20 protein-coding genes and 1 riboswitch are annotated in these 22,886 nt (G+C 53.0%); of the genes, 9 read left to right on the top strand and 11 right to left on the bottom strand.

What is annotated here, in order from left to right; translation table 11 throughout:
• Positions 1-774 carry an NAD(+) diphosphatase gene (gene nudC / locus AL515_RS02740; protein WP_061066994.1) on the bottom strand — a complete coding sequence of 258 codons (774 nt, stop codon included), beginning with the start codon at positions 772-774 and terminating at the stop codon, positions 1-3.
• 96 nt (positions 775-870) lie between these two features.
• On the opposite strand from nudC, the gene AL515_RS02735 reads away from it, so the two are divergent.
• The 7 genes from AL515_RS02735 to thiH all read left to right on the top strand — a co-directional run bounded on the left by AL515_RS02735 (position 871) and on the right by thiH (position 6,983).
• Positions 871-1,359 carry an Rsd/AlgQ family anti-sigma factor gene (locus AL515_RS02735; protein ID WP_005132871.1) on the top strand — a complete coding sequence of 163 codons (489 nt, stop codon included), beginning with the start codon at positions 871-873 and terminating at the stop codon, positions 1,357-1,359.
• A gap of 51 nt (positions 1,360-1,410) precedes the next feature.
• Positions 1,411-1,533, top strand: a riboswitch (TPP riboswitch).
• An 82-nt stretch (positions 1,534-1,615) separates the two neighbouring features.
• Positions 1,616-3,514: a phosphomethylpyrimidine synthase ThiC gene (gene thiC / locus AL515_RS02730; RefSeq protein ID WP_003842020.1), complete on the top strand. Its 1,899-nt coding sequence runs from the start codon at positions 1,616-1,618 to the stop codon at positions 3,512-3,514.
• Positions 3,514-4,149 (top strand): thiamine phosphate synthase, encoded by a 636-nt coding sequence (gene thiE, locus AL515_RS02725; RefSeq protein WP_061066993.1) that lies wholly within the window; start codon positions 3,514-3,516, stop codon positions 4,147-4,149. The genes thiC and thiE overlap by 1 nt, the downstream gene beginning before the upstream one ends.
• A complete protein-coding gene (locus tag AL515_RS02720) occupies positions 4,142-4,900 on the top strand; it encodes a HesA/MoeB/ThiF family protein (protein ID WP_061066992.1) in 759 nt (252 codons plus the stop codon). The genes thiE and AL515_RS02720 overlap by 8 nt, the downstream gene beginning before the upstream one ends.
• On the top strand, positions 4,881-5,081 hold the full coding sequence (thiS, locus tag AL515_RS02715; RefSeq protein WP_003033088.1) for a sulfur carrier protein ThiS: 201 nt from the start codon (positions 4,881-4,883) through the stop codon (positions 5,079-5,081). The genes AL515_RS02720 and thiS overlap by 20 nt, the downstream gene beginning before the upstream one ends.
• Position 5,082: 1 nt before the next feature.
• Positions 5,083-5,853 (top strand): thiazole synthase, encoded by a 771-nt coding sequence (thiG, locus tag AL515_RS02710; protein WP_061066991.1) that lies wholly within the window; start codon positions 5,083-5,085, stop codon positions 5,851-5,853.
• Complete coding sequence (gene thiH, locus AL515_RS02705; RefSeq protein ID WP_061066990.1) at positions 5,850-6,983, top strand: 2-iminoacetate synthase ThiH; 1,134 nt, start codon at positions 5,850-5,852, stop codon at positions 6,981-6,983. The genes thiG and thiH overlap by 4 nt, the downstream gene beginning before the upstream one ends.
• Positions 6,984-7,102: 119 nt before the next feature.
• On the opposite strand, the gene cspE is transcribed toward thiH, so the two are convergent.
• Positions 7,103-7,315 carry a transcription antiterminator/RNA stability regulator CspE gene (gene cspE / locus AL515_RS02700; protein WP_048214120.1) on the bottom strand — a complete coding sequence of 71 codons (213 nt, stop codon included), beginning with the start codon at positions 7,313-7,315 and terminating at the stop codon, positions 7,103-7,105.
• 1,093 nt (positions 7,316-8,408) lie between these two features.
• On the opposite strand from cspE, the gene AL515_RS02695 reads away from it, so the two are divergent.
• Complete coding sequence (locus AL515_RS02695) at positions 8,409-8,714, top strand: PTS sugar transporter subunit IIB (RefSeq protein ID WP_061066989.1); 306 nt, start codon at positions 8,409-8,411, stop codon at positions 8,712-8,714.
• A gap of 4 nt (positions 8,715-8,718) precedes the next feature.
• A complete protein-coding gene (locus tag AL515_RS02690) occupies positions 8,719-9,036 on the top strand; it encodes a PTS lactose/cellobiose transporter subunit IIA (protein ID WP_003033104.1) in 318 nt (105 codons plus the stop codon).
• A gap of 116 nt (positions 9,037-9,152) precedes the next feature.
• On the opposite strand, the gene rpoC is transcribed toward AL515_RS02690, so the two are convergent.
• From rpoC to tuf, 9 genes are all read right to left on the bottom strand, one after another.
• Positions 9,153-13,376 (bottom strand): DNA-directed RNA polymerase subunit beta', encoded by a 4,224-nt coding sequence (gene rpoC / locus AL515_RS02685; RefSeq protein ID WP_003033107.1) that lies wholly within the window; start codon positions 13,374-13,376, stop codon positions 9,153-9,155.
• 76 nt (positions 13,377-13,452) lie between these two features.
• Positions 13,453-17,481: a DNA-directed RNA polymerase subunit beta gene (gene rpoB / locus AL515_RS02680; protein ID WP_003033111.1), complete on the bottom strand. Its 4,029-nt coding sequence runs from the start codon at positions 17,479-17,481 to the stop codon at positions 13,453-13,455.
• A 320-nt stretch (positions 17,482-17,801) separates the two neighbouring features.
• A complete protein-coding gene (gene rplL / locus AL515_RS02675; protein WP_000028882.1) occupies positions 17,802-18,167 on the bottom strand; it encodes a 50S ribosomal protein L7/L12 in 366 nt (121 codons plus the stop codon).
• Between the two features lie 66 nt (positions 18,168-18,233).
• On the bottom strand, positions 18,234-18,731 hold the full coding sequence (gene rplJ / locus AL515_RS02670) for a 50S ribosomal protein L10 (protein WP_005132895.1): 498 nt from the start codon (positions 18,729-18,731) through the stop codon (positions 18,234-18,236).
• Positions 18,732-19,149: 418 nt separating this feature from the next.
• A complete protein-coding gene (gene rplA, locus AL515_RS02660) occupies positions 19,150-19,857 on the bottom strand; it encodes a 50S ribosomal protein L1 (protein WP_005132897.1) in 708 nt (235 codons plus the stop codon).
• Between the two features lie 3 nt (positions 19,858-19,860).
• Positions 19,861-20,289 carry a 50S ribosomal protein L11 gene (gene rplK / locus AL515_RS02655; RefSeq protein WP_003033122.1) on the bottom strand — a complete coding sequence of 143 codons (429 nt, stop codon included), beginning with the start codon at positions 20,287-20,289 and terminating at the stop codon, positions 19,861-19,863.
• A gap of 155 nt (positions 20,290-20,444) precedes the next feature.
• The gene (nusG, locus tag AL515_RS02650; protein ID WP_003033125.1) at positions 20,445-20,990 is read right to left on the bottom strand and encodes a transcription termination/antitermination protein NusG; all 546 of its coding nucleotides are present in this window, start codon (positions 20,988-20,990) and stop codon (positions 20,445-20,447) included.
• Between the two features lies 1 nt (position 20,991).
• Positions 20,992-21,375: a preprotein translocase subunit SecE gene (gene secE, locus AL515_RS02645; RefSeq protein ID WP_003033128.1), complete on the bottom strand. Its 384-nt coding sequence runs from the start codon at positions 21,373-21,375 to the stop codon at positions 20,992-20,994.
• Between the two features lie 230 nt (positions 21,376-21,605).
• Positions 21,606-22,790 (bottom strand): elongation factor Tu, encoded by a 1,185-nt coding sequence (gene tuf / locus AL515_RS02640; RefSeq protein WP_003031109.1) that lies wholly within the window; start codon positions 22,788-22,790, stop codon positions 21,606-21,608.
• Positions 22,791-22,886 lie beyond the last annotated feature (96 nt).

Raw genomic sequence — 22,886 nt, 5'->3', positions numbered from 1 at the left:
TTACTCGTACTCAGCCCGACACATCGCCACAGTGTCTTCAATCAATCGCCGCGCGACGGTGCCTGGCGGGGGAAGCAGCGGTAAATCATCGTAGCGATACCAGTTCGCTTCCAGCAGTTCTTTCGGGTCGATAACAATCTCGCCGCTATCATACTCTGCCATAAATGCGGTCATCAAAGACTGCGGGAACGGCCACGGCTGAGAAGTGACATAGCGCAGGTTTTTCACCTTGATGCCACTCTCTTCCATGACTTCACGCGCCACCGCCTGCTCGAGGGTTTCGCCCACTTCGACAAAACCCGCCAGCACGGTATGTACGCCGTTACGATGGCGAACATGTTGGGCAAGCAGGATGGAATCATCTCGGCGAATGGCGACGATAATGCAGGGGGCAATTTGCGGGTAGTAGCGTTCCCGGCAGTGGCTGCACAGCATCGCCCATTCCGTTTTACTCGGGTACATCGTGTGCCCACAGTAGCCGCAGAATTTATGCGAGCGGTAAAACTCGGCCAGCTGTACGCCGCGTCCGGCCAGTTGAAACAGGCCAACATCCTGGTCAATGACCTGGCGTACCGACCCCATATCGTGGCGACGTTGCTGCTGCACCAGCCAGACCGTCTCCCCTTCCCATTCGCCGATAGAAAGTGCGCGCTGCCCGATCAAATCAAAACGTGCCGCGTCGCCGTGAGGCAGTTCGCCATGAGGCAACCATAACTTTTGCTCATGACTGACAATCCACCAGCCGCTATCTAATTTTTCAATTATACGATCCATATCTCTTGCGCAACCTTTGCTTCACAGGCATGTTGTTTACATTATTTTTACATTTACGGGTGAGCAGTTCCTAAACACCATCTTGCGGAGTCAATCATGCTAAACCAGCTGGAAAGCCTGACGGAGCACGTCGGAGGAAGTAATAAACTGGTTGATCGCTGGCTACATGTACGTAAGCACCTGCTCGTGGCTTACTACAATCTGGTTGGCATTAAGCCTGGCAAAGAATCGTACATGCGGCTCAATGAAAAAGCGCTGGATGATTTTTGTCAGAGCCTGGTCGATTACCTCTCCACCGGACACTTCAGTATTTATGAACGTATTCTCCATAAATTGGAAGGGAACGGGCAGCTTTTAAAAGCCACAAAAATTTGGCCACTGCTGGAAGCCAACACACAACTGATCATGGACTACTATGACACCAGTCTGGAGACCGCCATTGATCATGATAACTTCCTTGAATTTCAACAGGCTTTATCAGATATCGGCGAGGCGCTGGAAGCCCGGTTCGTGCTCGAAGATAAGCTGATCATGCTGGTATTTGATGCGATGCACGAGAGTGGCACTCTCAAACGTCCTGCTTGAGATTTGTCGCATTAACGCGTAGTTTACATTCATTACCTCTAAGATAGAGGTTACTTCTTGTCGGAGTGCTTATTTTCCACAACAGTATGAGTGGAAAAGGCTGAGACCGTTAATTCGGGATCCGCGGAACCTGATCAGGTTAAGACCTGCGAAGGGAACAAGAGTCAATCTACAACCGTTCGTCTTTGGGCGATCGTCTCTCTCTTGCTTCATCCGTCGTCTGACAAGCCACGTCCTTACTTTTTTGGAATGAGCTATGTCTGCCACTACTAAACCATCACGCCGCGAACAGCGCGCGCAAGCCCAACACTTTATCGATACCCTGGAAGGGACCGCCTTCCCTAACTCAAAACGCATTTATATTACCGGTTCGCAGCCGGATATCCGCATCCCGATGCGCGAAATCCAGCTGAGCCCGACGCTAATTGGCGGCAGCAAAGACAATCCGCAATTTGAAGACAACGAAGCCGTGCCGGTGTACGACACCTCCGGGCCGTATGGCGATCCTGACGTGGAGATTAACGTCCAGCAGGGCCTGGCGAAACTGCGCCAGCCGTGGATTGCGGCGCGTAACGACAGCGAAGAATTAGACGACCGCAGCTCCGCTTACACCAAAGAGCGCCTGGCCGACGATGGCCTGGACGAGCTGCGTTTCAGCGGCCTGCTGACGCCGAAACGCGCCAAAGCCGGTAAGCGCGTGACCCAATTGCACTACGCCCGTCAGGGGATTGTCACGCCGGAGATGGAGTTTATCGCCATCCGTGAAAACATGGGCCGCGAGCGTATTCGTAGTGAAGTACTGCGCCACCAGCATCCGGGGATGAACTTTGGCGCTCGCCTGCCGGAAAATATCACGCCGGAATTCGTGCGTGATGAAGTCGCTGCGGGCCGGGCGATTATTCCTGCCAATATCAACCACCCGGAATCCGAGCCGATGATCATCGGCCGCAACTTCCTGGTGAAGGTGAATGCCAACATCGGTAACTCGGCGGTCACTTCTTCTATCGAAGAAGAGGTCGAAAAACTGGTGTGGTCTACCCGCTGGGGCGCGGATACGGTGATGGACCTGTCGACCGGCCGCTATATTCACGAAACCCGCGAGTGGATCCTGCGTAACAGCCCGGTGCCGATCGGCACCGTACCGATCTACCAGGCGCTGGAGAAGGTCAACGGGATCGCCGAAGATCTCACCTGGGAAGCATTCCGTGACACGCTGCTGGAGCAGGCCGAACAGGGCGTGGACTACTTCACCATTCATGCTGGCGTGCTGCTGCGCTACGTGCCGATGACTGCCAAACGCCTGACCGGTATTGTCTCGCGCGGCGGTTCTATCATGGCGAAATGGTGCCTCTCGCATCACAAAGAGAACTTCCTGTTTGAACATTTCCGTGAGATTTGCGAAATTTGCGCCGCCTACGACGTCTCGCTCTCTCTCGGCGACGGCCTGCGTCCGGGTTCGATTCAGGATGCCAACGACGAAGCTCAGTTCTCCGAACTGCATACGCTGGGCGAGCTGACCAAAATCGCCTGGGAATACGACGTGCAGGTGATGATTGAAGGCCCGGGGCATGTGCCGATGCATATGATCCAGCGCAACATGACCGAAGAGCTGGAGAGCTGCCACGAAGCGCCGTTCTACACCTTAGGGCCGTTGACGACAGATATCGCGCCGGGCTATGACCACTTCACCTCAGGCATTGGCGCGGCGATGATCGGCTGGTTTGGCTGCGCGATGCTGTGCTACGTCACGCCAAAAGAGCACCTCGGCCTGCCGAACAAAGAAGACGTGAAGCAGGGGCTGATTACCTACAAAATTGCCGCTCACGCCGCGGATTTGGCCAAAGGCCATCCGGGCGCGCAGATCCGCGATAACGCGATGTCGAAAGCGCGCTTTGAATTCCGCTGGGAAGACCAGTTTAACCTCGCGCTCGACCCGTTCACCGCTCGCGCTTATCACGATGAAACCCTGCCGCAGGAGTCCGGCAAAGTCGCCCACTTCTGCTCCATGTGCGGGCCGAAGTTCTGCTCGATGAAAATCAGCCAGGAAGTACGCGACTACGCCGCCGCGCAGACTATTGAAGTGGGAATGGCAGATATGTCGGAGAACTTCCGCGCCAAAGGCGGTGAAATCTACCTCAAAAAAGAGGAGGCATAATGTACCAGCCTGATTTCCCGACCGTGCCGTTCCGCCTCGGGCTTTACCCGGTGGTGGACAGCGTGCAATGGATTGAACGCCTGCTGGCAGCGGGCGTGCGCACGATCCAGTTGCGTATCAAAGATAAACGCGATGAAGAGGTGGAAGCCGACGTTATCGCCGCCATCGCGCTGGGGCGTCGCTATGACGCCCGCCTGTTTATTAACGACTATTGGCGGCTGGCGATTAAGCACAACGCCTACGGCGTGCATCTGGGCCAGGAAGATCTCGAAACCACCGACCTGAAGGCCATTCAGGCGGCGGGCTTACGCCTGGGGGTTTCCACCCACGATGATATGGAGATCGACGTCGCGCTCGCCGCTAAGCCTTCTTATATCGCGCTCGGCCACGTCTTCTCCACGCAAACCAAGCAGATGCCTTCCGCCCCGCAGGGGCTGACTCAGCTGGCAGGTCATATTGAACGACTGGCAGATTACCCGACCGTGGCGATTGGCGGTATCAGCCTTGAGCGCGCCCCGTCGGTGCTGGCGACCGGCGTCGGCAGCATTGCCGTGGTCAGCGCTATCACCCTGGCGGCCGACTGGCAGGCAGCCACGGCGCAACTGCTCGACATAGCAGGAGTCGGCGATGAATGACCGCGACTTTATGCGTTACAGCCGGCAGATCCTGCTCGGCGATATCGCGATTGAGGGCCAACAAAAGCTACTCGACAGCCATGTGCTGATTGTCGGTCTGGGCGGATTAGGCTCGCCTGCCGCGCTGTATCTGGCGGGAGCGGGCGTCGGTACGCTGACGCTGGCGGACGATGACGACGTTCATCTGAGCAATCTGCAACGGCAAATATTGTTCACCACCGACGACATTGCTCGCCCGAAAGCGCAGGCAGCGGAACGCCATCTGGCGCGTCTTAACCCGGACAGCGAGCTGGTCGTCCTTGAACAGAGGCTGACGGGCGATGCGCTCCGGCATGCGGTAGCGCGTGCCGACGTGGTGCTCGACTGTACCGACAACATGGCCACGCGTCAGGAAATTAACGCCGCCTGCGTGGCGCTGAATACGCCTTTGGTTACCGCCAGCGCCGTCGGTTTCGGCGGCCAGTTGATGGTACTCACGCCACCGTGGGAGCAAGGTTGTTACCGCTGCCTGTGGCCGGATGATGTCGAACCCGAACGCAACTGCCGTACCGCCGGTATCGTCGGCCCGGTTGTCGGCGTGATGGGCACCTTGCAGGCGCTGGAAGCCATCAAACTGCTTAGCGGCATTACGACGCCCAGCGGCGAGTTACGCCTGTTTGACGGTAAAACCAGCCAGTGGCGCAGCCTTGCGCTGCGTCGGGCCAATGGCTGCCCGGTATGTGGAGGGCAACATGCAGATTCAGTTCAATGATGAGCCGATGCAGTGCGCCGAGGGACAAACCGTCAGCGGGCTGCTCACCGAGCTTAATCAGCTTAAACCGGGCGCGGCGCTGGCGCTCAATCAGCAGATCCTGCCGCGCGAACAGTGGCAGCAGCAAATCGTGCAGGAAGGCGACCAGATCCTGCTTTTTCAGGTTATTGCAGGGGGTTGATATGTTACGTATTGCCGACAAAACGTTTGATTCACATCTGTTCACCGGTACCGGAAAATTTGCCTCATCGCAGCTGATGGTCGAGGCGATTCGCGCCTCCGGCAGCCAGCTGGTCACGCTGGCCATGAAGCGCGTGGATTTGCGCCAGCATAACGATGCCATTCTGGCCCCGCTTATCGACGCGGGCGTGACGCTGCTGCCCAACACCTCGGGAGCCAAAACCGCTGAAGAGGCGATTTTCGCCGCCCAACTGGCGCGTGAAGCGCTGGGCACAAACTGGCTGAAATTAGAAATCCACCCGGATGCCCGCTGGCTATTGCCGGATCCGATTGAAACGCTGAAGGCCGCCGAAGCGCTGGTAAAACAGGGCTTTGTGGTGCTGCCCTACTGCGGCGCGGATCCAGTACTGTGCAAGCGGCTGGAAGAGGTCGGCTGCGCGGCGGTGATGCCGCTCGGCGCGCCTATCGGCTCGAACCAGGGGCTGGAAACCAAAGCGATGCTGGAGATTATTATCCAGCAGGCGACCGTGCCGGTGGTGGTCGATGCGGGTATCGGCGTGCCCAGCCACGCAGCGCAGGCGCTGGAAATGGGCGCTGACGCGGTGCTGGTCAACACGGCGATTGCCGTGGCGGACTGCCCGGTCACGATGGGCACCGCTTTCCGTCTGGCAGTTGAAGCGGGCCTTCTGGCGCGCCAGGCCGTCCCCGGCAGCAAAAGTTCGCTCGCGCAGGCCACCAGCCCGTTAACCGGATTCCTGGAGGCTTTCGCATGAAAACCTTCACCGACCGATGGCGACAGCTTGACTGGGACGACATCCGTCTGCGCATCAACGGGAAAACCGCCGCTGACGTGGAACGCGCCCTCAACGCTTCACAGCTTAGCCGCGATGATTTGATGGCGCTGCTCTCCCCTGCCGCCGCCGACTATCTGGAGCCGCTGGCACAGCGGGCGCAAAAGCTCACCCGCCAGCGTTTTGGCAACACGGTGAGCTTTTACGTGCCGTTGTATCTCTCCAACCTATGTGCCAACGACTGCACCTACTGCGGTTTTTCGATGAGCAACCGTATCAAACGCAAAACGCTGGACGAAGATGAGATACAACGTGAGTGTGCGGCTATCCGTGAGCTGGGCTTTGAGCATCTGCTACTGGTCACCGGTGAACATCAGGCCAAAGTGGGGATGGATTACTTTCGTCGCCATTTGCCTACCATTCGCCGCCAGTTTGCCTCTTTACAGATGGAAGTACAGCCGCTGTCAGAGGCTGAATATGCGGAGCTGAAGACGCTGGGGCTGGATGGCGTGATGGTGTATCAGGAGAGCTATCATGAGGGAATTTACGCCCGCCACCATCTGAAGGGGAAAAAGCAGGATTTCTTCTGGCGGCTGGAAACGCCGGACAGGCTGGGCCGCGCAGGGATCGACAAAATCGGTCTTGGCGCGTTGATTGGTTTGTCCGACAGCTGGCGGGTGGACTGCTATATGGTAGCTGAACATCTGCTGTGGATGCAGCAGCATTACTGGCAGAGTCGCTACTCCATCTCCTTCCCGCGCCTGCGTCCATGTACCGGAGGCGTTGAGCCCGCATCAATCATGGATGAACGCCAGCTGGTGCAAACCATTTGTGCATTTCGCTTGCTGTCGCCGGACATTGAGCTGTCGCTCTCCACCCGCGAGTCGCCATGGTTTCGTGACCATGTGATCCCGTTGGCGATCAACAACGTCAGCGCCTTCTCTAAAACCCAGCCCGGCGGTTATGCCGATAACCACCCCGAACTGGAACAGTTCTCCCCGCACGACGATCGTCGCCCGGAAGCCGTTGCTGAAGCACTGATGGCGCAGGGATTACAGCCCGTGTGGAAAGACTGGGACAGCTATCTGGGACGCGCCGCCCAGATGCCCTAAGTCCAACGCTATCGCATAAACAAAAAAACCCGCTTTCGCGGGTTTTTTCTTCACTGGCACTTAACTGCTCAGGCTCTGGCCTTCATCGCTATCGTAAGTGTTCGTGAAATTATCGGCGATTACAGCGCGATAACGTTAACAGCAGACGGACCTTTAGCGCCGTTCTCAACAGAGAACTCCACTTTTTGACCTTCGTCTAAGGTTTTAAAATCGTTGCTCTGGATAGCGGAGAAATGCACAAACACATCCTTGCTACCGTCCTGAGGGGTGATAAAGCCAAAGCCTTTCTCAGGGTTAAACCATTTTACTAAACCAGTCATTTTGTTAGACATAGATACTTCCTTTCATGTTTTTGAGCCGCTTATGCAGCGAAGATGGCCTGTTTTGCAGAAATTAACTTATGGGGCACTTAGGGAGGAGGCTCATGAAGAAGAGTATCTGAGGATAACGCTTGAACTGAGAACTGCTTTACTAAAACTGCTTGCATAAGGTCTGTGTTCCAAACCGATGCCGCTATAGTAGACCTACTTCTAATCATTAAGCAAGCATTAATTTTTTTAATACCCACTGAGTGATGCAATATTGAACCAACGCGGCTAAGCATCCTGGATAACAGCTTGATCTACAATGAACAAAAGCCCCGACTATTGCAGTCAGGGCTTTACGTTACTACACACTTCAAATTTAACATTAATAAACTTAACGATTTAATACTGCTGATGGTACTACTTTAAAATGTACACGTTTACTACAGATAATATTGGATATTGATACTAACTAAAGCTTTCCTCTATTTACCGTTAAACACATTCCACCCGCTTGATAATAGAACTCAAGGCTGGTGACCTAAACAAGTACACTTCCCCTCGCGACATATACTCTTTGATGCGTTGCCTTATTTCCCTCGTGATAACCAAAAAAGCAGAAATCACGAATAATTACTATTAAATCATGGCGTTACATCGTCGCGCTTTACTGATTTTTTGCGATTAGATATATCAACTACGTGGCCTGAAAGCATTGTCGAAGTGAAAAAATAGCGTGTTCAGCATCGACTATCCCATACAAAAAATACTTCGTGGCCTTTATCGCAAACCCCAATCGAGCTCTACTAACACTTACTACGTTAACAGCAAATGACAATTTCTCCGCTGTTAAGTATTAACATACGGGTTTAAAAAACGCTGTCAATACTGTTTTTTATAACATGTCTTTATTGACAGTAATTATATATTCCAGCATGTGATAAGCGAGTCAAAAAGCCGCTGGCCCCGGTCCAGATCGCAGGGTTTGACCTCTTTTTGTAACCGGTTTCAGAAAAAGCGGCTTTCTTTGTGATGCCTTGCACACAATCGTTGCAAAGCAGTTGTTGCTATAGCTGGCTCGCGATAATTATCAACTCACACATGTTGATCGAGACTGCTTATGAAAAACATCGTTTTATGCTGTGCCGCCGGAATGTCCACCAGCATGCTGGTGCAAAGGATGAAAGATGCCGCCCAGAAAAAAGGCGTCGACGTCACTATCAAAGCCGTCCCGGTGGCCGAGTTTGCAGAGAATATCGCTACAGCGGATATCGTTTTGCTCGGTCCACAGGTTAAGTATGAACAAGCCAAGCTACAGGCGATCGCCGACCCACTAGGCAAAAAGGTCGCCGTTATCGACATGATGGATTACGGCATGATGAAAGGTGATGCCGTACTGGACAAGGCGCTGAAACTACTGGAGTGATGGTATGGAAGAGTTAGAAACGATCATCATGGAGTTATTGGTAAACGCTGGCGCTGCACGCAGCCAGGCCCTGACGGCATTGCAACTGGCGCGTAAAGGTGATTTCTCCGGTGCAGAACAAGCGATGACGGAATCACGCGAGTACGTTAAACAAGCGCATAAAATTCAGACCCAGCTGATCGGAATTGACGAAGGTACCGGCAAGCTTCCGGTTAATCTCATCACCGTCCATTCGCAGGATCACCTAATGAACGCGATGGTGATTCAGGATTTGGCGGGAGATATGATTGAGCTTTATCGGCGCTTACCGCCGGTAAATTAATGACATTGCCGGATAGCTTCGTCGCCTCGTAGGCCTGATAAGCACAGCGCCATCAGGCATAAACACAGACATAAAAAAACCCGCCGAAGCGGGTTTTTTATTATGGTCGGCAACGATTAATCGTTGTCAGAACCGCCCAGGCCTGCGTTCAGCAGTTCTGCCAGGCTGGCAGACGCATCTTCAGCAGTCACCTGCGGAGCAGCTGGCAGTTCGCCCGCTGCGCGACGGCGCATACGATCCTGGTGGTACGCGTAACCGGTACCTGCCGGGATCAGACGCCCCACGATTACGTTCTCTTTCAGACCGCGCAGTTCATCACGTTTACCTGCAACAGCGGCTTCGGTCAGGACACGCGTGGTTTCCTGGAACGATGCTGCAGAGATGAAGGACTCGGTTGCCAGAGACGCTTTGGTGATACCCAGCAGATCGCGGGAGAACGTTGCACCCACTTTGCCGTTCGCTTCCAGCTCGCGGTTAGCGATCTTGACGCGGGAGTATTCAACCTGCTCGCCTTCCAGGAAGTCGGAGCTACCAGCGCTTTCGATGGTGGCTTTACGCAGCATCTGACGAACGATAACTTCGATGTGTTTATCGTTAATCTTAACACCCTGCAGACGGTATACGTCCTGAACTTCGTTAACGATATAACGAGTTACAGCATGCACACCACGCAGACGCAGGATATCGTGCGGCGCTTCCGGACCGTCGGAAACAACGTCACCACGTTCTACACGTTCACCTTCGAACACGTTGAGCTGACGCCATTTCGGAATCATCTCTTCGTACGGTTCGCTACCGTCTACCGGGGTGATAACCAGACGACGTTTACCTTTGGTTTCTTTACCGAAGGAAATGATGCCGCTGATTTCAGCCAGGATTGCCGGCTCTTTCGGACGACGTGCTTCGAACAGGTCCGCAACGCGCGGCAGACCACCGGTGATATCCTTGGTACCGCCGGATTCCTGCGGAACACGCGCCAGGGTGTCACCAGAACTGATCTGTACGCCATCTTCCAGCTGAACAATCGCTTTACCCGGCAGGAAGTACTGAGCAGGCATATCGGTGCCTGGGATCAGAACGTCGTTGCCCTGAGCATCAACAATTTTCAGTGCCGGACGCAGGTCTTTACCGCCCGCAGTACGCTCTGCAGAATCCAGAACCACCAGAGAAGACAGACCGGTCAGCTCGTCGGTCTGACGAGTAATGGTCTGGCCGTCGATCATGTCAGTGAAGCGGACAAAACCACTCACTTCGGTGATAACCGGCATGGTGTGCGGATCCCAGTTTGCTACGGTTTCGCCGCCAGCAACCTGTTCGCCATCACCTTTCGCCATAACGGAGCCGTAAGGCACTTTATAGCTTTCTTTGGTACGGCCGAATTCGTCGATCAGTTTCAGTTCGGTGTTACGTGAGGTGATAACCAGTTTGCCGCTGGAGTTCACAACCGACTTCGCATTGCTCAGACGGATGCTACCTTTGTTTTTCACCTGGATGCTGGATTCAGCAGCCGCACGAGATGCCGCACCACCGATGTGGAACGTACGCATCGTCAGCTGTGTACCCGGTTCACCGATGGACTGTGCCGCGATAACGCCGATTGCTTCACCTTTGTTGATGATGTGGCCACGCGCCAGGTCACGACCGTAGCAGTGCGCACATACACCAAAGTCGGTGTCACAAGATACGACGGAACGTACTTTGACGGAGTCAACGGAGTTCTCTTCCAGCAGATCACACCACTGTTCGTGCAGCAGCGTGTTGCGTGGAACCAGAATGTCCGCCGTACCCGGCTTCAGCACGTCTTCAGCAGTCACACGACCCAGAACGCGATCGCGCAGCGGCTCTTTAACGTCACCACCCTCGATAACCGGGGTCATGGTGATGCCTTCCAGCGTGCCACAATCGTCTTCAGTAACCACCAGGTCCTGCGCGACGTCAACCAGACGACGAGTCAGATAACCGGAGTTCGCTGTTTTCAGTGCGGTATCCGCCAGACCTTTACGCGCACCGTGAGTAGAGATGAAGTACTGGAGTACGTTCAGACCTTCACGGAAGTTCGCGGTGATTGGCGTTTCGATGATGGAGCCATCTGGCTTCGCCATCAGACCACGCATACCGGCCAGCTGACGAATCTGTGCTGCAGAACCACGCGCACCGGAGTCGGCCATCATGTAGATGCTGTTGAAGGAAACCTGCTGCTCTTCTACGCCGTCACGGTTAATAACGGTTTCGGTTTGCAGGTTATCCATCATCGCTTTGGATACACGATCGTTCGCCGCAGCCCAGATATCGATAACTTTGTTATAGCGTTCGCCCGCGGTTACCAGACCAGACTGGAACTGCTCCTGGATCTCAGCAACTTCAGCTTCTGCTTCAGAGATGATCTCGTGTTTCTTCTCTGGGATGACCATGTCATCAATACCAACAGATGCACCGGAACGCGCTGCATAAGCAAAGCCGGTATACATTGTCTGGTCAGCGAAGATAACGGTCGGCTTCAGGCCCAGAATGCGGTAACAGGTGTTCAGCATTTTGGAGATTGCTTTCTTGCCCAGCGCCTGGTTGACGATGGAGAAAGGCAGACCTTTCGGTACGATCATCCACAGAATGGCGCGACCTACGGTCGTGTCTTTCAGGCTGGTGTGCGCAACGAATTCGCCGTTTTCATCTTTTTCATATTCAGTGATACGCACTTTAACGCGCGCATGCAGAGAGGCCAGACCTGCGCGATAGATACGCTCAGCTTCTTTCGGGCCAGTCAGCACCATGCCTTCGCCTTTGGCGTTAACACAGTCACGGGTCATGTAGTACAGACCCAATACAACGTCCTGAGACGGAACGATGATAGGTTCGCCGTTCGCCGGAGACAGGATGTTGTTAGTAGACATCATCAGCGCACGCGCTTCGAGCTGGGCTTCCAGCGTCAGCGGTACGTGAACAGCCATCTGGTCACCATCGAAGTCGGCGTTATATGCCGCACAAACCAGCGGGTGCAGCTGGATAGCTTTACCTTCGATCAGTACCGGTTCAAATGCCTGGATACCCAGACGGTGCAGTGTTGGTGCACGGTTCAGCAGTACCGGGTGTTCGCGGATAACTTCGTCCAGGATATCCCAAACGACAGCTTCTTCACGCTCAACCATTTTCTTAGCGGCTTTGATGGTGGTGGCCAGGCCACGCAGTTCCAGCTTGCCGTAAATGAACGGTTTGAACAGTTCCAGTGCCATTTTCTTCGGCAGACCGCACTGATGCAGACGCAGGTATGGACCTACGGTGATTACAGAACGACCGGAGTAGTCAACACGCTTACCGAGCAGGTTCTGACGGAAACGACCCTGTTTACCTTTGATCATGTCAGCCAAAGATTTCAGAGGACGTTTGTTAGAACCGGTGATCGCACGACCGCGACGACCGTTATCCAGCAGGGCGTCAACCGCTTCCTGCAGCATACGTTTTTCGTTACGTACGATGATGTCCGGCGCAGCCAGATCCAGCAGACGCTTCAGACGGTTGTTACGGTTAATGACGCGACGATACAGATCGTTCAGATCCGACGTTGCGAAACGACCACCATCCAGCGGAACCAGCGGACGCAGATCTGGCGGCAGAACCGGCAGAACGGTCAGGATCATCCACTCTGGCTTGTTGCCAGACTGTACGAAGGCTTCCAGCAGTTTGATACGCTTGGTCAGCTTCTTACGCTTGGTTTCGGAGTTAGTTTCGTTCAGCTCTTCGCGCAGAGTTTCACACTCTTGCTCCAGATCCATGCTCTTCAGCAGGGCCTGGATTGCTTCCGCACCCATCTTCGCGTCGAATTCGTCACCGAACTCTTCCAGCGCGTCCAGATACTGCTCTTCAGTCAGGATCTGTTGACGTTCCAGATTAGTCATACCGCCTTCGATAACCACATAAGATTCGAAGTACAGTACACGTTCGATATCACGCAGCGGCATATCGAGCAGCAAACCGATACGGGACGGCAGAGATTTCAGGAACCAGATGTGAGCGGTCGGAGACGCCAGCTCGATGTGGCCCATACGCTCACGGCGTACTTTGGTCTGGGTCACTTCAACGCCGCACTTCTCACAGATCACACCACGGTGTTTCAGGCGCTTGTACTTACCGCACAGGCACTCGTAGTCTTTTACCGGCCCAAAGATACGGGCGCAGAAAAGGCCGTCACGTTCAGGTTTGAACGTACGGTAGTTGATGGTTTCCGGCTTCTTAACTTCACCGAAAGACCATGAACGGATCATGTCTGGCGAGGCCAGAGCAATTTTGATCGCATCAAACTCTTCGGTTTTAGTCTGCGCTTTCAGAAACTTTAATAAATCTTTCACGGATTTGCTCCCGTCGGAGTTAGCACAATCTGGCGCTGGCTGTTACGCCAGCACCAGTGACCTGTTTGATCGAGAGTTACTCGTCTTCCAGCTCGATGTTGATACCCAGCGAACGAATCTCTTTCAACAATACGTTGAAGGATTCCGGCATGCCTGGTTCCATCTGATGGTTGCCGTCCACGATGTTTTTATACATCTTAGTACGGCCGTTCACGTCATCAGACTTAACGGTGAGCATTTCCTGCAGGGTGTATGCCGCGCCGTATGCTTCAAGCGCCCACACTTCCATCTCCCCGAAGCGCTGACCACCGAACTGCGCCTTACCACCCAGCGGCTGCTGAGTAACCAGGCTGTAAGAACCGGTAGAACGCGCATGCATCTTGTCATCAACCAAGTGGTTCAGTTTCAGCATGTACATGTAGCCAACGGTAACCTGGCGCTCGAACTGCTCACCGGTACGACCGTCGAACAGTGTGATCTGACCGGAAGTCGGCAGGCCACCCAGCTGTAACAGTTCCTTGATTTCAGACTCTTTCGCACCGTCGAATACCGGCGTTGCGATCGGCATACCTTTTTTCAGGTTTTCAGCCAGACGCAGAACTTCTTCATCACTGAAGGTATTCAGGTCAACTTTCTGACGAACATCTGAACCCAGATCGTAAGCACGCTGGATGAATTCGCGCAGTTTCGCGACTTCCTGCTGCTGTTTCAGCATGGCGTTGATCTTATCGCCGATACCTTTTGCAGCCATACCCAGGTGGGTTTCAAGGATCTGACCGATGTTCATACGCGATGGTACGCCCAGCGGGTTCAGTACGATATCTACCGGCGTACCGTTAGCATCGTGTGGCATATCTTCGATCGGGTTGATCTTAGAGATTACACCCTTGTTACCGTGACGACCTGCCATCTTATCACCAGGCTGGATCCGACGTTTAACCGCCAGATAAACCTTAACAATCTTCAGCACGCCCGGTGCCAGATCGTCGCCCTGAGTGATTTTACGGCGTTTCGCTTCGAGTTTTTTCTCGAATTCGTGTTTCAGTTCGTCGTACTGCTCAGCCAGTTGTTCCAGCTGATTCTGTTTTTCTTCGTCGGTCAGGCCGAGTTCTAACCAGCGGTCGCGCGGCAGTTTGTCGAGCTTCTCAGCTTCAACACCACCGGAAACCAGCACAGCGTAGATACGGCTGAACAGGCCAGCTTCGAGGATCTGCAGTTCTTCAGACAGGTCTTTTTTCGCCTGCTTCAGCTGCATCTCTTCGATTTCCAGCGCACGTTTGTCTTTTTCTACGCCATCGCGAGTAAAGACCTGAACGTCGATAATCGTACCGGAAACACCGTTTGGCACGCGCAGAGAAGAGTCTTTAACGTCAGACGCTTTCTCACCGAAGATCGCACGCAGCAGCTTCTCTTCTGGCGTCAGCTGGGTTTCACCTTTCGGCGTTACCTTACCAACCAGAATGTCGCCACCGGTCACTTCCGCACCGATATAAACGATACCGGATTCATCCAGTTTGGAGAGCGCAGCTTCACCCACGTTCGGGATGTCAGCGGTGATCTCTTCTGGCCCCAGCTTGGTGTCACGGGACACACATGCCAGTTCCTGAATGTGGATGGTGGTGAAACGGTCTTCCTGGACAACACGCTCGGATACGAGGATGGAGTCTTCGAAGTTGTAACCATTCCATGGCATGAATGCCACGCGCATGTTCTGACCCAGCGCCAGTTCACCGAGGTCGGTGGACGGACCGTCTGCCAGCACATCACCACGTTCAACCGGCTCGCCCAGAGATACGCAAGGCATCTGGTTGATACAGGTGTTCTGGTTAGAACGGGTGTATTTGGTCAGGTTATAAATGTCGATACCTGCTTCGCCCGGGTACATCTCGTCTTCGTTAACTTTGATAACGATACGGGAAGCATCCACGTACTGAACAGTACCGCCACGTTTAGCAACAGCAGTAACACCGGAGTCAACGGCAACAGCACGTTCCATACCGGTACCAACCAGCGGCTTATCAGCGCGCAGAGTTGGAACCGCCTGACGTTGCATGTTCGCACCCATCAATGCACGGTTGGCGTCATCGTGTTCCAGGAACGGGATCAGGGACGCACCGACGGATACCACCTGCTGGGTGGATACGTCCATGTAGTCAACCTGATCACGGCTGAACAAGCTGGATTCGCCTTTGCTACGGCAGGTAACCAGATCTTCTACAAAGTGCCCTTCGTCATCCAGGTTGGAGTTCGCCTGAGCGATAACGTAGTTGCCTTCTTCAATAGCAGACAGGTAGTGGATTTCGTCAGTTACAACACCGTCGGTCACTTTACGGTACGGCGTCTCAAGGAAACCGTATTCGTTAGTCTGTGCATACACGGACAGGGAGTTGATCAGACCGATGTTCGGACCTTCAGGCGTTTCGATTGGACATACGCGACCGTAGTGAGTCGGGTGTACGTCTCGAACTTCGAAGCCTGCACGCTCACGGGTCAGACCGCCTGGGCCGAGTGCAGAGATACGACGTTTGTGCGTAATCTCAGACAGCGGGTTGTTCTGGTCCATAAACTGAGACAGCTGGCTGGAACCAAAGAACTCTTTCACTGCTGCAGAAATCGGCTTGGCGTTGATCATATCCTGAGGCATCAGGGTATCCAGATCGCCCAGAGACAGACGCTCTTTCACCGCACGCTCAACACGCACCAGGCCAACGCGGAACTGGTTTTCCGCCATTTCGCCTACGGAACGGATACGACGGTTGCCGAGGTGGTCGATATCATCGACTTCGCCTTTACCGTTACGGATATCGATGAGCTTCTTCATCACTTCGATGATGTCGTCTTTGCTCAGGATACCGGAACCTTCGATTTCGTCGCGCAGCAGAGAACGGTTGAACTTCATACGACCAACCGCAGACAGGTCATAGCGGTCTTCGGAGAAGAACAGGTTCTCAAACAGGCTTTCAGCAGCTTCACGAGTCGGCGGCTCACCAGGGCGCATCATGCGGTAGATTTCTACCAGCGCGCTCAGACGATCGTTAGTTGGGTCGACGCGTACAGTTTCAGAAATGTACGGACCGTGGTCCAGATCGTTAGTGAACAGCGTTTCGATACGTTTGTGGCCAGACTGGCTCAGCTTAGCCAGCAGATCCAGGCTCAGCTCCATGTTAGCTGCGCAGATCAGCTCGCCAGTAGATTCGTCAACGTAGTCTTTAGCCGCAACTTTACCAGCAATGTATTCAACCGGAACTTCGATATGTTTGATATCGTCTTTTTCCAGTTGGCGAATGTGGCGCGCAGTGATGCGACGGCCTTTTTCGACGTACACTTTGCCGTTAGCTTCGATGTCAAAGGAGGCGGTTTCACCACGCAGGCGTTCCGGCACCAGTTCCATCTGCAGCTTGTTGTCACGAATTTCGAAAACAACTTTCTCAAAGAACAGGTCAAGGATCTGCTCAGTGGTGTAGTTCAGCGCACGCAGGATAATGGTCGCAGGCAGTTTACGGCGACGGTCAATACGTACGAACAGGTTGTCCTTCGGATCGAATTCGAAGTCCAGCCAGGAACCACGGTAAGGAATGATGCGCGCGTTATACAGCACTTTACCCGAAGAGTGGGTTTTACCTTTGTCGGAGTCAAAGAAGACGCCAGGACTACGGTGCAGCTGAGAAACGATAACACGCTCAGTACCGTTGATAACAAAGGTACCGTTGTCAGTCATGAGCGGAATTTCGCCCATGTAGACTTCTTGTTCTTTAATGTCTTTTACGGTGCCTTCCGGCGCTTCGCGCTCGTAGATCACCAGACGCAGTTTTACGCGCAGCGGTGCGGAATAGGTCACGCCACGGATCTGACATTCCTGAACGTCAAACACCGGTTCGCCAAGGCGGTAGCTGACGTATTGCAGCTCGGAATTACCGCTGTAGCTCTGAATCGGGAAAACGGAACGGAAAGCTGCTTCCAGACCATACTGCCCTTCAGGATCTTGCTCGATGAACTTCTGAAACGAGTCAAGCTGGATAGAAAGGAGATAAGGTATGTCCAGTACTTGTGGACGTTTACCAAAATCCTTACGAATACGTTTTTTCTCGGTATAGGAGTAAACCATTAGGGTTCCTCAGCTCGCTGACAAGTCGACCCATCTGTCCGACGAAGGGACAGTTTGTGCAACACTATTTTGTTGACCGGAAAATCGAATACTTTCCGCAATGCCTGTTGCTATCACGCTTAAACCATTTCATTGCGATTTACACAGAACTGACGCTCTGTCGCAGTATATTAAGGCGTCGATAGAAACAAGCATTGAAAGGCACAGCAGTAGTCAAACAGTGTGAAATGCTACTGGCGCCTTACAGCGCAAAAAGGCTGGTGACTAAAAAGTCACCAGCCATCAGCCTAATTTCTTAGGCTGCAACCAGAAAAGTTGGCTTATTTAACTTCAACTTCAGCGCCAGCTTCTTCCAGAGATTTTTTCAGTGCTTCTGCGTCGTCTTTGCTCACGCCTTCTTTCAGCGCAGCCGGTGCAGATTCTACCAGGTCTTTAGCTTCTTTCAGACCCAGGCCAGTTGCGCCACGTACTGCTTTGATAACAGCAACTTTGTTAGCGCCAGCAGCTTTCAGAATTACGTCGAATTCAGTTTTTTCTTCAGCAGCTTCAGCCGGGCCCGCAGCTACAGCTACAGCAGCAGCAGCAGAAACACCGAATTTTTCTTCCATTGCAGAAATCAGTTCTACAACGTCCATTACGGACATAGCGGATACTGCTTCAATGATTTGATCTTTAGTGATAGACATTTAAATTGTTCCTGAAAATCAGAATAAGTTTATACGTAAGCAGATGCTTGAGAAAGATAACTGCGATTAAGCAGCTTCTTTCGCATCGCGTACAGCAGCCAGAGTACGAACCAGTTTGCCAGCCGAAGCTTCTTTCATGGTTGCCATCAGGCGTGCAATTGCTTCTTCGTAGGTCGGCAGGGTTGCCAGGCGATCGATGTTCGATGCCGTGATCAACTCACCTTCAAAGGCTGCGGCTTTGACCTCAAATTTTGCATTCGCTTTCGCGAACTCTTTGAACAGACGAGCAGCAGCGCCCGGGTGTTCCATAGAGTATGCAATCAGGGTCGGACCAACAAACGTGTCTTTCAGGCACTCGAACTGAGTACCTTCAACGACGCGGCGCAGCAGGGTGTTACGAACAACACGCATGTATACGCCAGCTTCACGACCTGCTTTACGCAGTTCAGTCATTTTATCTACAGTTACGCCACGGGAATCCGCAACTACTGCAGACAGCGCGCCTTTGGCTACTTCGCTGACTTCAGCAACAATCGCTTGTTTGTCTTGAAGATTTAAAGCCATTAGCTTTGCTCCTGGATGTTTGCCGGAACTCATGTTCCGGAACTCACTTCACTCTCCCCAACGGAGAGAGCGTCTAAATACGGTGAGCAGAAACAAGCCAGAGTATCAGAAATAATCTTAGCGTTCTGTCACCGTCTACGCAGGGCATTAAGTTTCTGACGAAACACCTGCGGTCTTCGACGGAGGCCTGGATAGGCCAGGCTCCAACGAACAAATCTTGTCTATGACTTCGCCCTTTGAACCGTAGCTGCGTTAGCTGCTCTCGTTCACACCGGTCATGTAGTTAACTACACTCCCAGCGATTCACTCAATTGCTGCCTTGCTACAATTCAAATGACTCGCATAGAGTTCTGTTTATTTCAACAGAAACGTGGGGGTAAGATTGTAGACAAAATCACCGCCCACGTAAAGGCGAATATTAGTTCGCCACAGTCGCAGTCAGACCGGACTGATCAACGGCAACACCAGCACCCATGGTGGTGGAGATGCTAACTTTCTTGATGTACACGCCTTTTGCCTGAGTCGGTTTTGCTTTTTTCAGCGCAACCAGCAGAGCTTCCAGGTTTTCTTTCAGTTTGTCAGCGTCAAAATCCACTTTACCGATGGTGGTGTGGATGATGCCGTTTTTGTCGTTACGGTAACGAACCTGACCCGCTTTAGCGTTCTTAACAGCTTCAGCAACGTTCGGGGTTACAGTACCAACTTTCGGGTTTGGCATCAGGCCGCGCGGACCCAGAACCTGACCCAGCTGGCCAACAACGCGCATTGCATCCGGGGAAGCAATAACAACGTCAAAGTTCATTTCGCCTTTCTTGATCTGGTCAGCCAGATCTTCCATACCTACCAGCTCAGCGCCTGCAGCTTTAGCAGCTTCAGCGTTTGCGCCCTGGGTAAATACGGCTACGCGAACGGAACGGCCAGTACCGTGCGGCAGTACAGTTGCACCACGTACGTTCTGGTCAGATTTACGAGCGTCGATGCCGAGGTTAACAGCAACGTCCACGCTTTCTACGAATTTAGCAGTGGCCAGCTCTTTCAGCAGAGCGATAGCTTCGTTGATGTCGTACTGCTTAGTAGCATCAACTTTGTCACGGATCACGGACATGCGCTTGGTCAGTTTAGCCATTTCTTAGTCCTCCACTACCAGGCCCATGGAACGTGCAGTACCTTCAATGGAGCGAGTCATCGCTTCAATGTCGGAACCAGTCATGTCGGCAGCTTTGGTCTGCGCGATTTCCTGCAGCTGAGCGCGGGAAATTTTACCCACTTTGTCTTTGTTCGGCTTGCCGGAACCAGACTTGATACCAGCCGCTTTCTTCAGCAGAACTGCTGCCGGAGGCGTTTTGGTAACGAAAGTGAAAGAACGGTCAGCGTAAACGGTGATAACAACCGGGATCGGCAGACCTTTTTCCATGGAATCAGTCTTAGCGTTGAACGCTTTGCAGAATTCCATGATGTTCACGCCTTGTTGACCCAGTGCTGGACCTACCGGCGGACTCGGGTTAGCCATACCAGCTGCAACCTGCAGCTTGACATAGGCTTGGACTTTCTTAGCCATTCTAAATTCCTCTGATTGGGTTATAGCGCCTCAAGGAGGCTCCCCGTGATTAAATTCGTTTTACGGATAGGATCCATAAAAGCAAAAGGCGCGAAATTGTATTCCAATCTCGCGCCTTTTGCAACGATTAAATCGTCGCTTTTTTGATCGGCGTATTAGGCTTTTTCAACCTGAGCGAAGTCCAGTTCAACCGGAGTCGCACGACCGAAGATAGATACGGAAACTTTCAGACGAGACTTCTCGTAGTCCACTTCTTCAACGACGCCGTTAAAGTCAGCAAACGGACCGTCGCTAACGCGAACCATTTCACCTGGTTCAAACATCGTTTTCGGACGCGGCTTATCGCCAACCTGCTGCAGACGGTTCATGATCGCATCAACTTCTTTGTCGCTGATCGGCGCCGGACGGTCAGATGTACCGCCGATAAAGCCCATCACACGCGGCACACTGCGCACCAGGTGCCAGCTTGCATCATTCATCACCATCTGGACCAGTACATAGCCCGGGAAGAATTTACGTTCGCTCTTGCGACGCTGGCCTCCACGGATTTCGACCACTTCTTCGGTCGGCACCATGACTTCGCCAAACAGCTCTTCCATATTTTGTAACTTGATATATTCGCGCAGCGATGTGGCTACGCGGCCTTCAAAACCGGAAAACGCCTGAACGACGTACCAGCGCTTTTTAGGGGCTTCAGACATCTTAGAACCTCAGGCCAGTGATAAAGGATACCAGGCGAACCAGAATACCATCCAGTCCCCACAGGATCAGTGACATTACCGCAGTGACCGCAGCAACGATCAGCGTGGTGTGCAGCGTTTCCTGGCGAGTTGGCCAAATGACCTTACGGACTTCGGTTCTCGCTTCACGGGCAAAAGCAACGGTCGCTTTACCTTTTGTTGTCAACAGCGCGACACCACCCGCTGCGGCAATCAGAATCACTACGGCCAGCGCACGCAGCGGCAGCATCATGTCACGATAGAGGTAGTTGCCAACGATAGCTACAAGCAGCAATACAGCGACAACAACCCACTTCATCGCTTCCAGGCCGCGCCCGCTTCCTTGAGCTTCGGTATTCGCACTCATAAACCAACCTGTCAGAAGTATTCTACAAACATTTTCACCCCGCGTAAGCGAGGCGATCCAAACCGAAATGCTCTGGTGCGTTTCGGACTAAACGCCCTCTTCAGAGCCTGTCTCAGCAATGATTATGACAAAAAAAATCACTGATGAGCCAGGTTCTGGTGTGAAAGCGTGCAAAAAGGGCATCAAATGATGCCCTTTTATTGCGCATTGCGTCAAATGTTATTCGGCAATTAGCTCATTACTTTGGCAACAACGCCCGCACCTACAGTACGGCCGCCTTCACGGATTGCGAAACGCAGACCGTCATCCATCGCGATTGGGTGGATCAGGGTAACAACCATTTTGATGTTGTCGCCCGGCATTACCATCTCTACGCCTTCCGGCAGTTCGATGGTACCCGTCACGTCAGTAGTACGGAAGTAGAACTGCGGACGGTAGCCTTTGAAGAACGGAGTATGACGGCCGCCTTCGTCTTTGGACAGAATGTACACTTCAGATTCGAACTTGGTGTGCGGCTTGATAGAGCCCGGCTTAGCCAGTACCTGACCACGTTCGATTTCTTCACGTTTGATACCACGCAGCAGAACACCAACGTTCTCACCAGCACGGCCTTCGTCCAGCAGTTTGCGGAACATTTCAACGCCAGTACAGGTAGACTTGGCAGTCTCTTTGATACCAACGATTTCAACTTCTTCACCAACTTTGATGATACCGCGTTCTACACGACCGGTAACAACGGTACCACGACCGGAGATGGAGAATACGTCTTCGATTGGCAGCAGGAACGGCTTATCGATAGCACGTTCTGGTTCCGGGATGTAAGAATCCAGGAAGCCAGCCAGTTCGATGATTTTCGCTTCCCACTCTGCTTCGCCTTCCAGCGCTTTCAGAGCAGAACCACGAACGATCGGCGTATCGTCGCCCGGGAAATCGTACTGAGACAGAAGTTCACGAACTTCCATTTCTACCAGTTCCAGCAGCTCTTCGTCATCAACCATGTCGCATTTGTTCAGGAACACGATGATGTACGGAACGCCTACCTGACGACCCAGCAGGATGTGCTCACGAGTCTGCGGCATCGGGCCGTCAGTCGCAGCAACAACCAGGATCGCGCCATCCATCTGAGCAGCACCGGTGATCATGTTTTTAACATAGTCGGCGTGGCCCGGGCAGTCTACGTGCGCGTAGTGGCGAGTCGGGGTGTCATATTCAACGTGAGAAGTGTTGATGGTGATACCACGTGCTTTTTCTTCCGGCGCGTTATCGATCTGATCGAATGCGCGAGCAGCACCGCCGTAGGTTTTAGCCAGAACGGTAGTGATTGCAGCGGTCAGCGTTGTTTTACCATGGTCAACGTGGCCGATAGTACCGACGTTAACGTGCGGTTTAGTACGTTCAAATTTTTCTTTAGACATCGATTGTCCCTCTAAGACACGGATAAATCGGTGATATCACCACATCAACCAGGCAATATACCTGAGCTGTTGAATGCTTTTAAAAGTAAACAGAGA

It is taken from the genome of Citrobacter sp. FDAARGOS_156, from assembly GCF_001559235.2.
GTDB classification, from domain to species: Bacteria; Pseudomonadota; Gammaproteobacteria; order Enterobacterales; family Enterobacteriaceae; genus Citrobacter; species Citrobacter youngae.
This window is presented reverse-complemented; position numbering and strand designations above follow the sequence as displayed.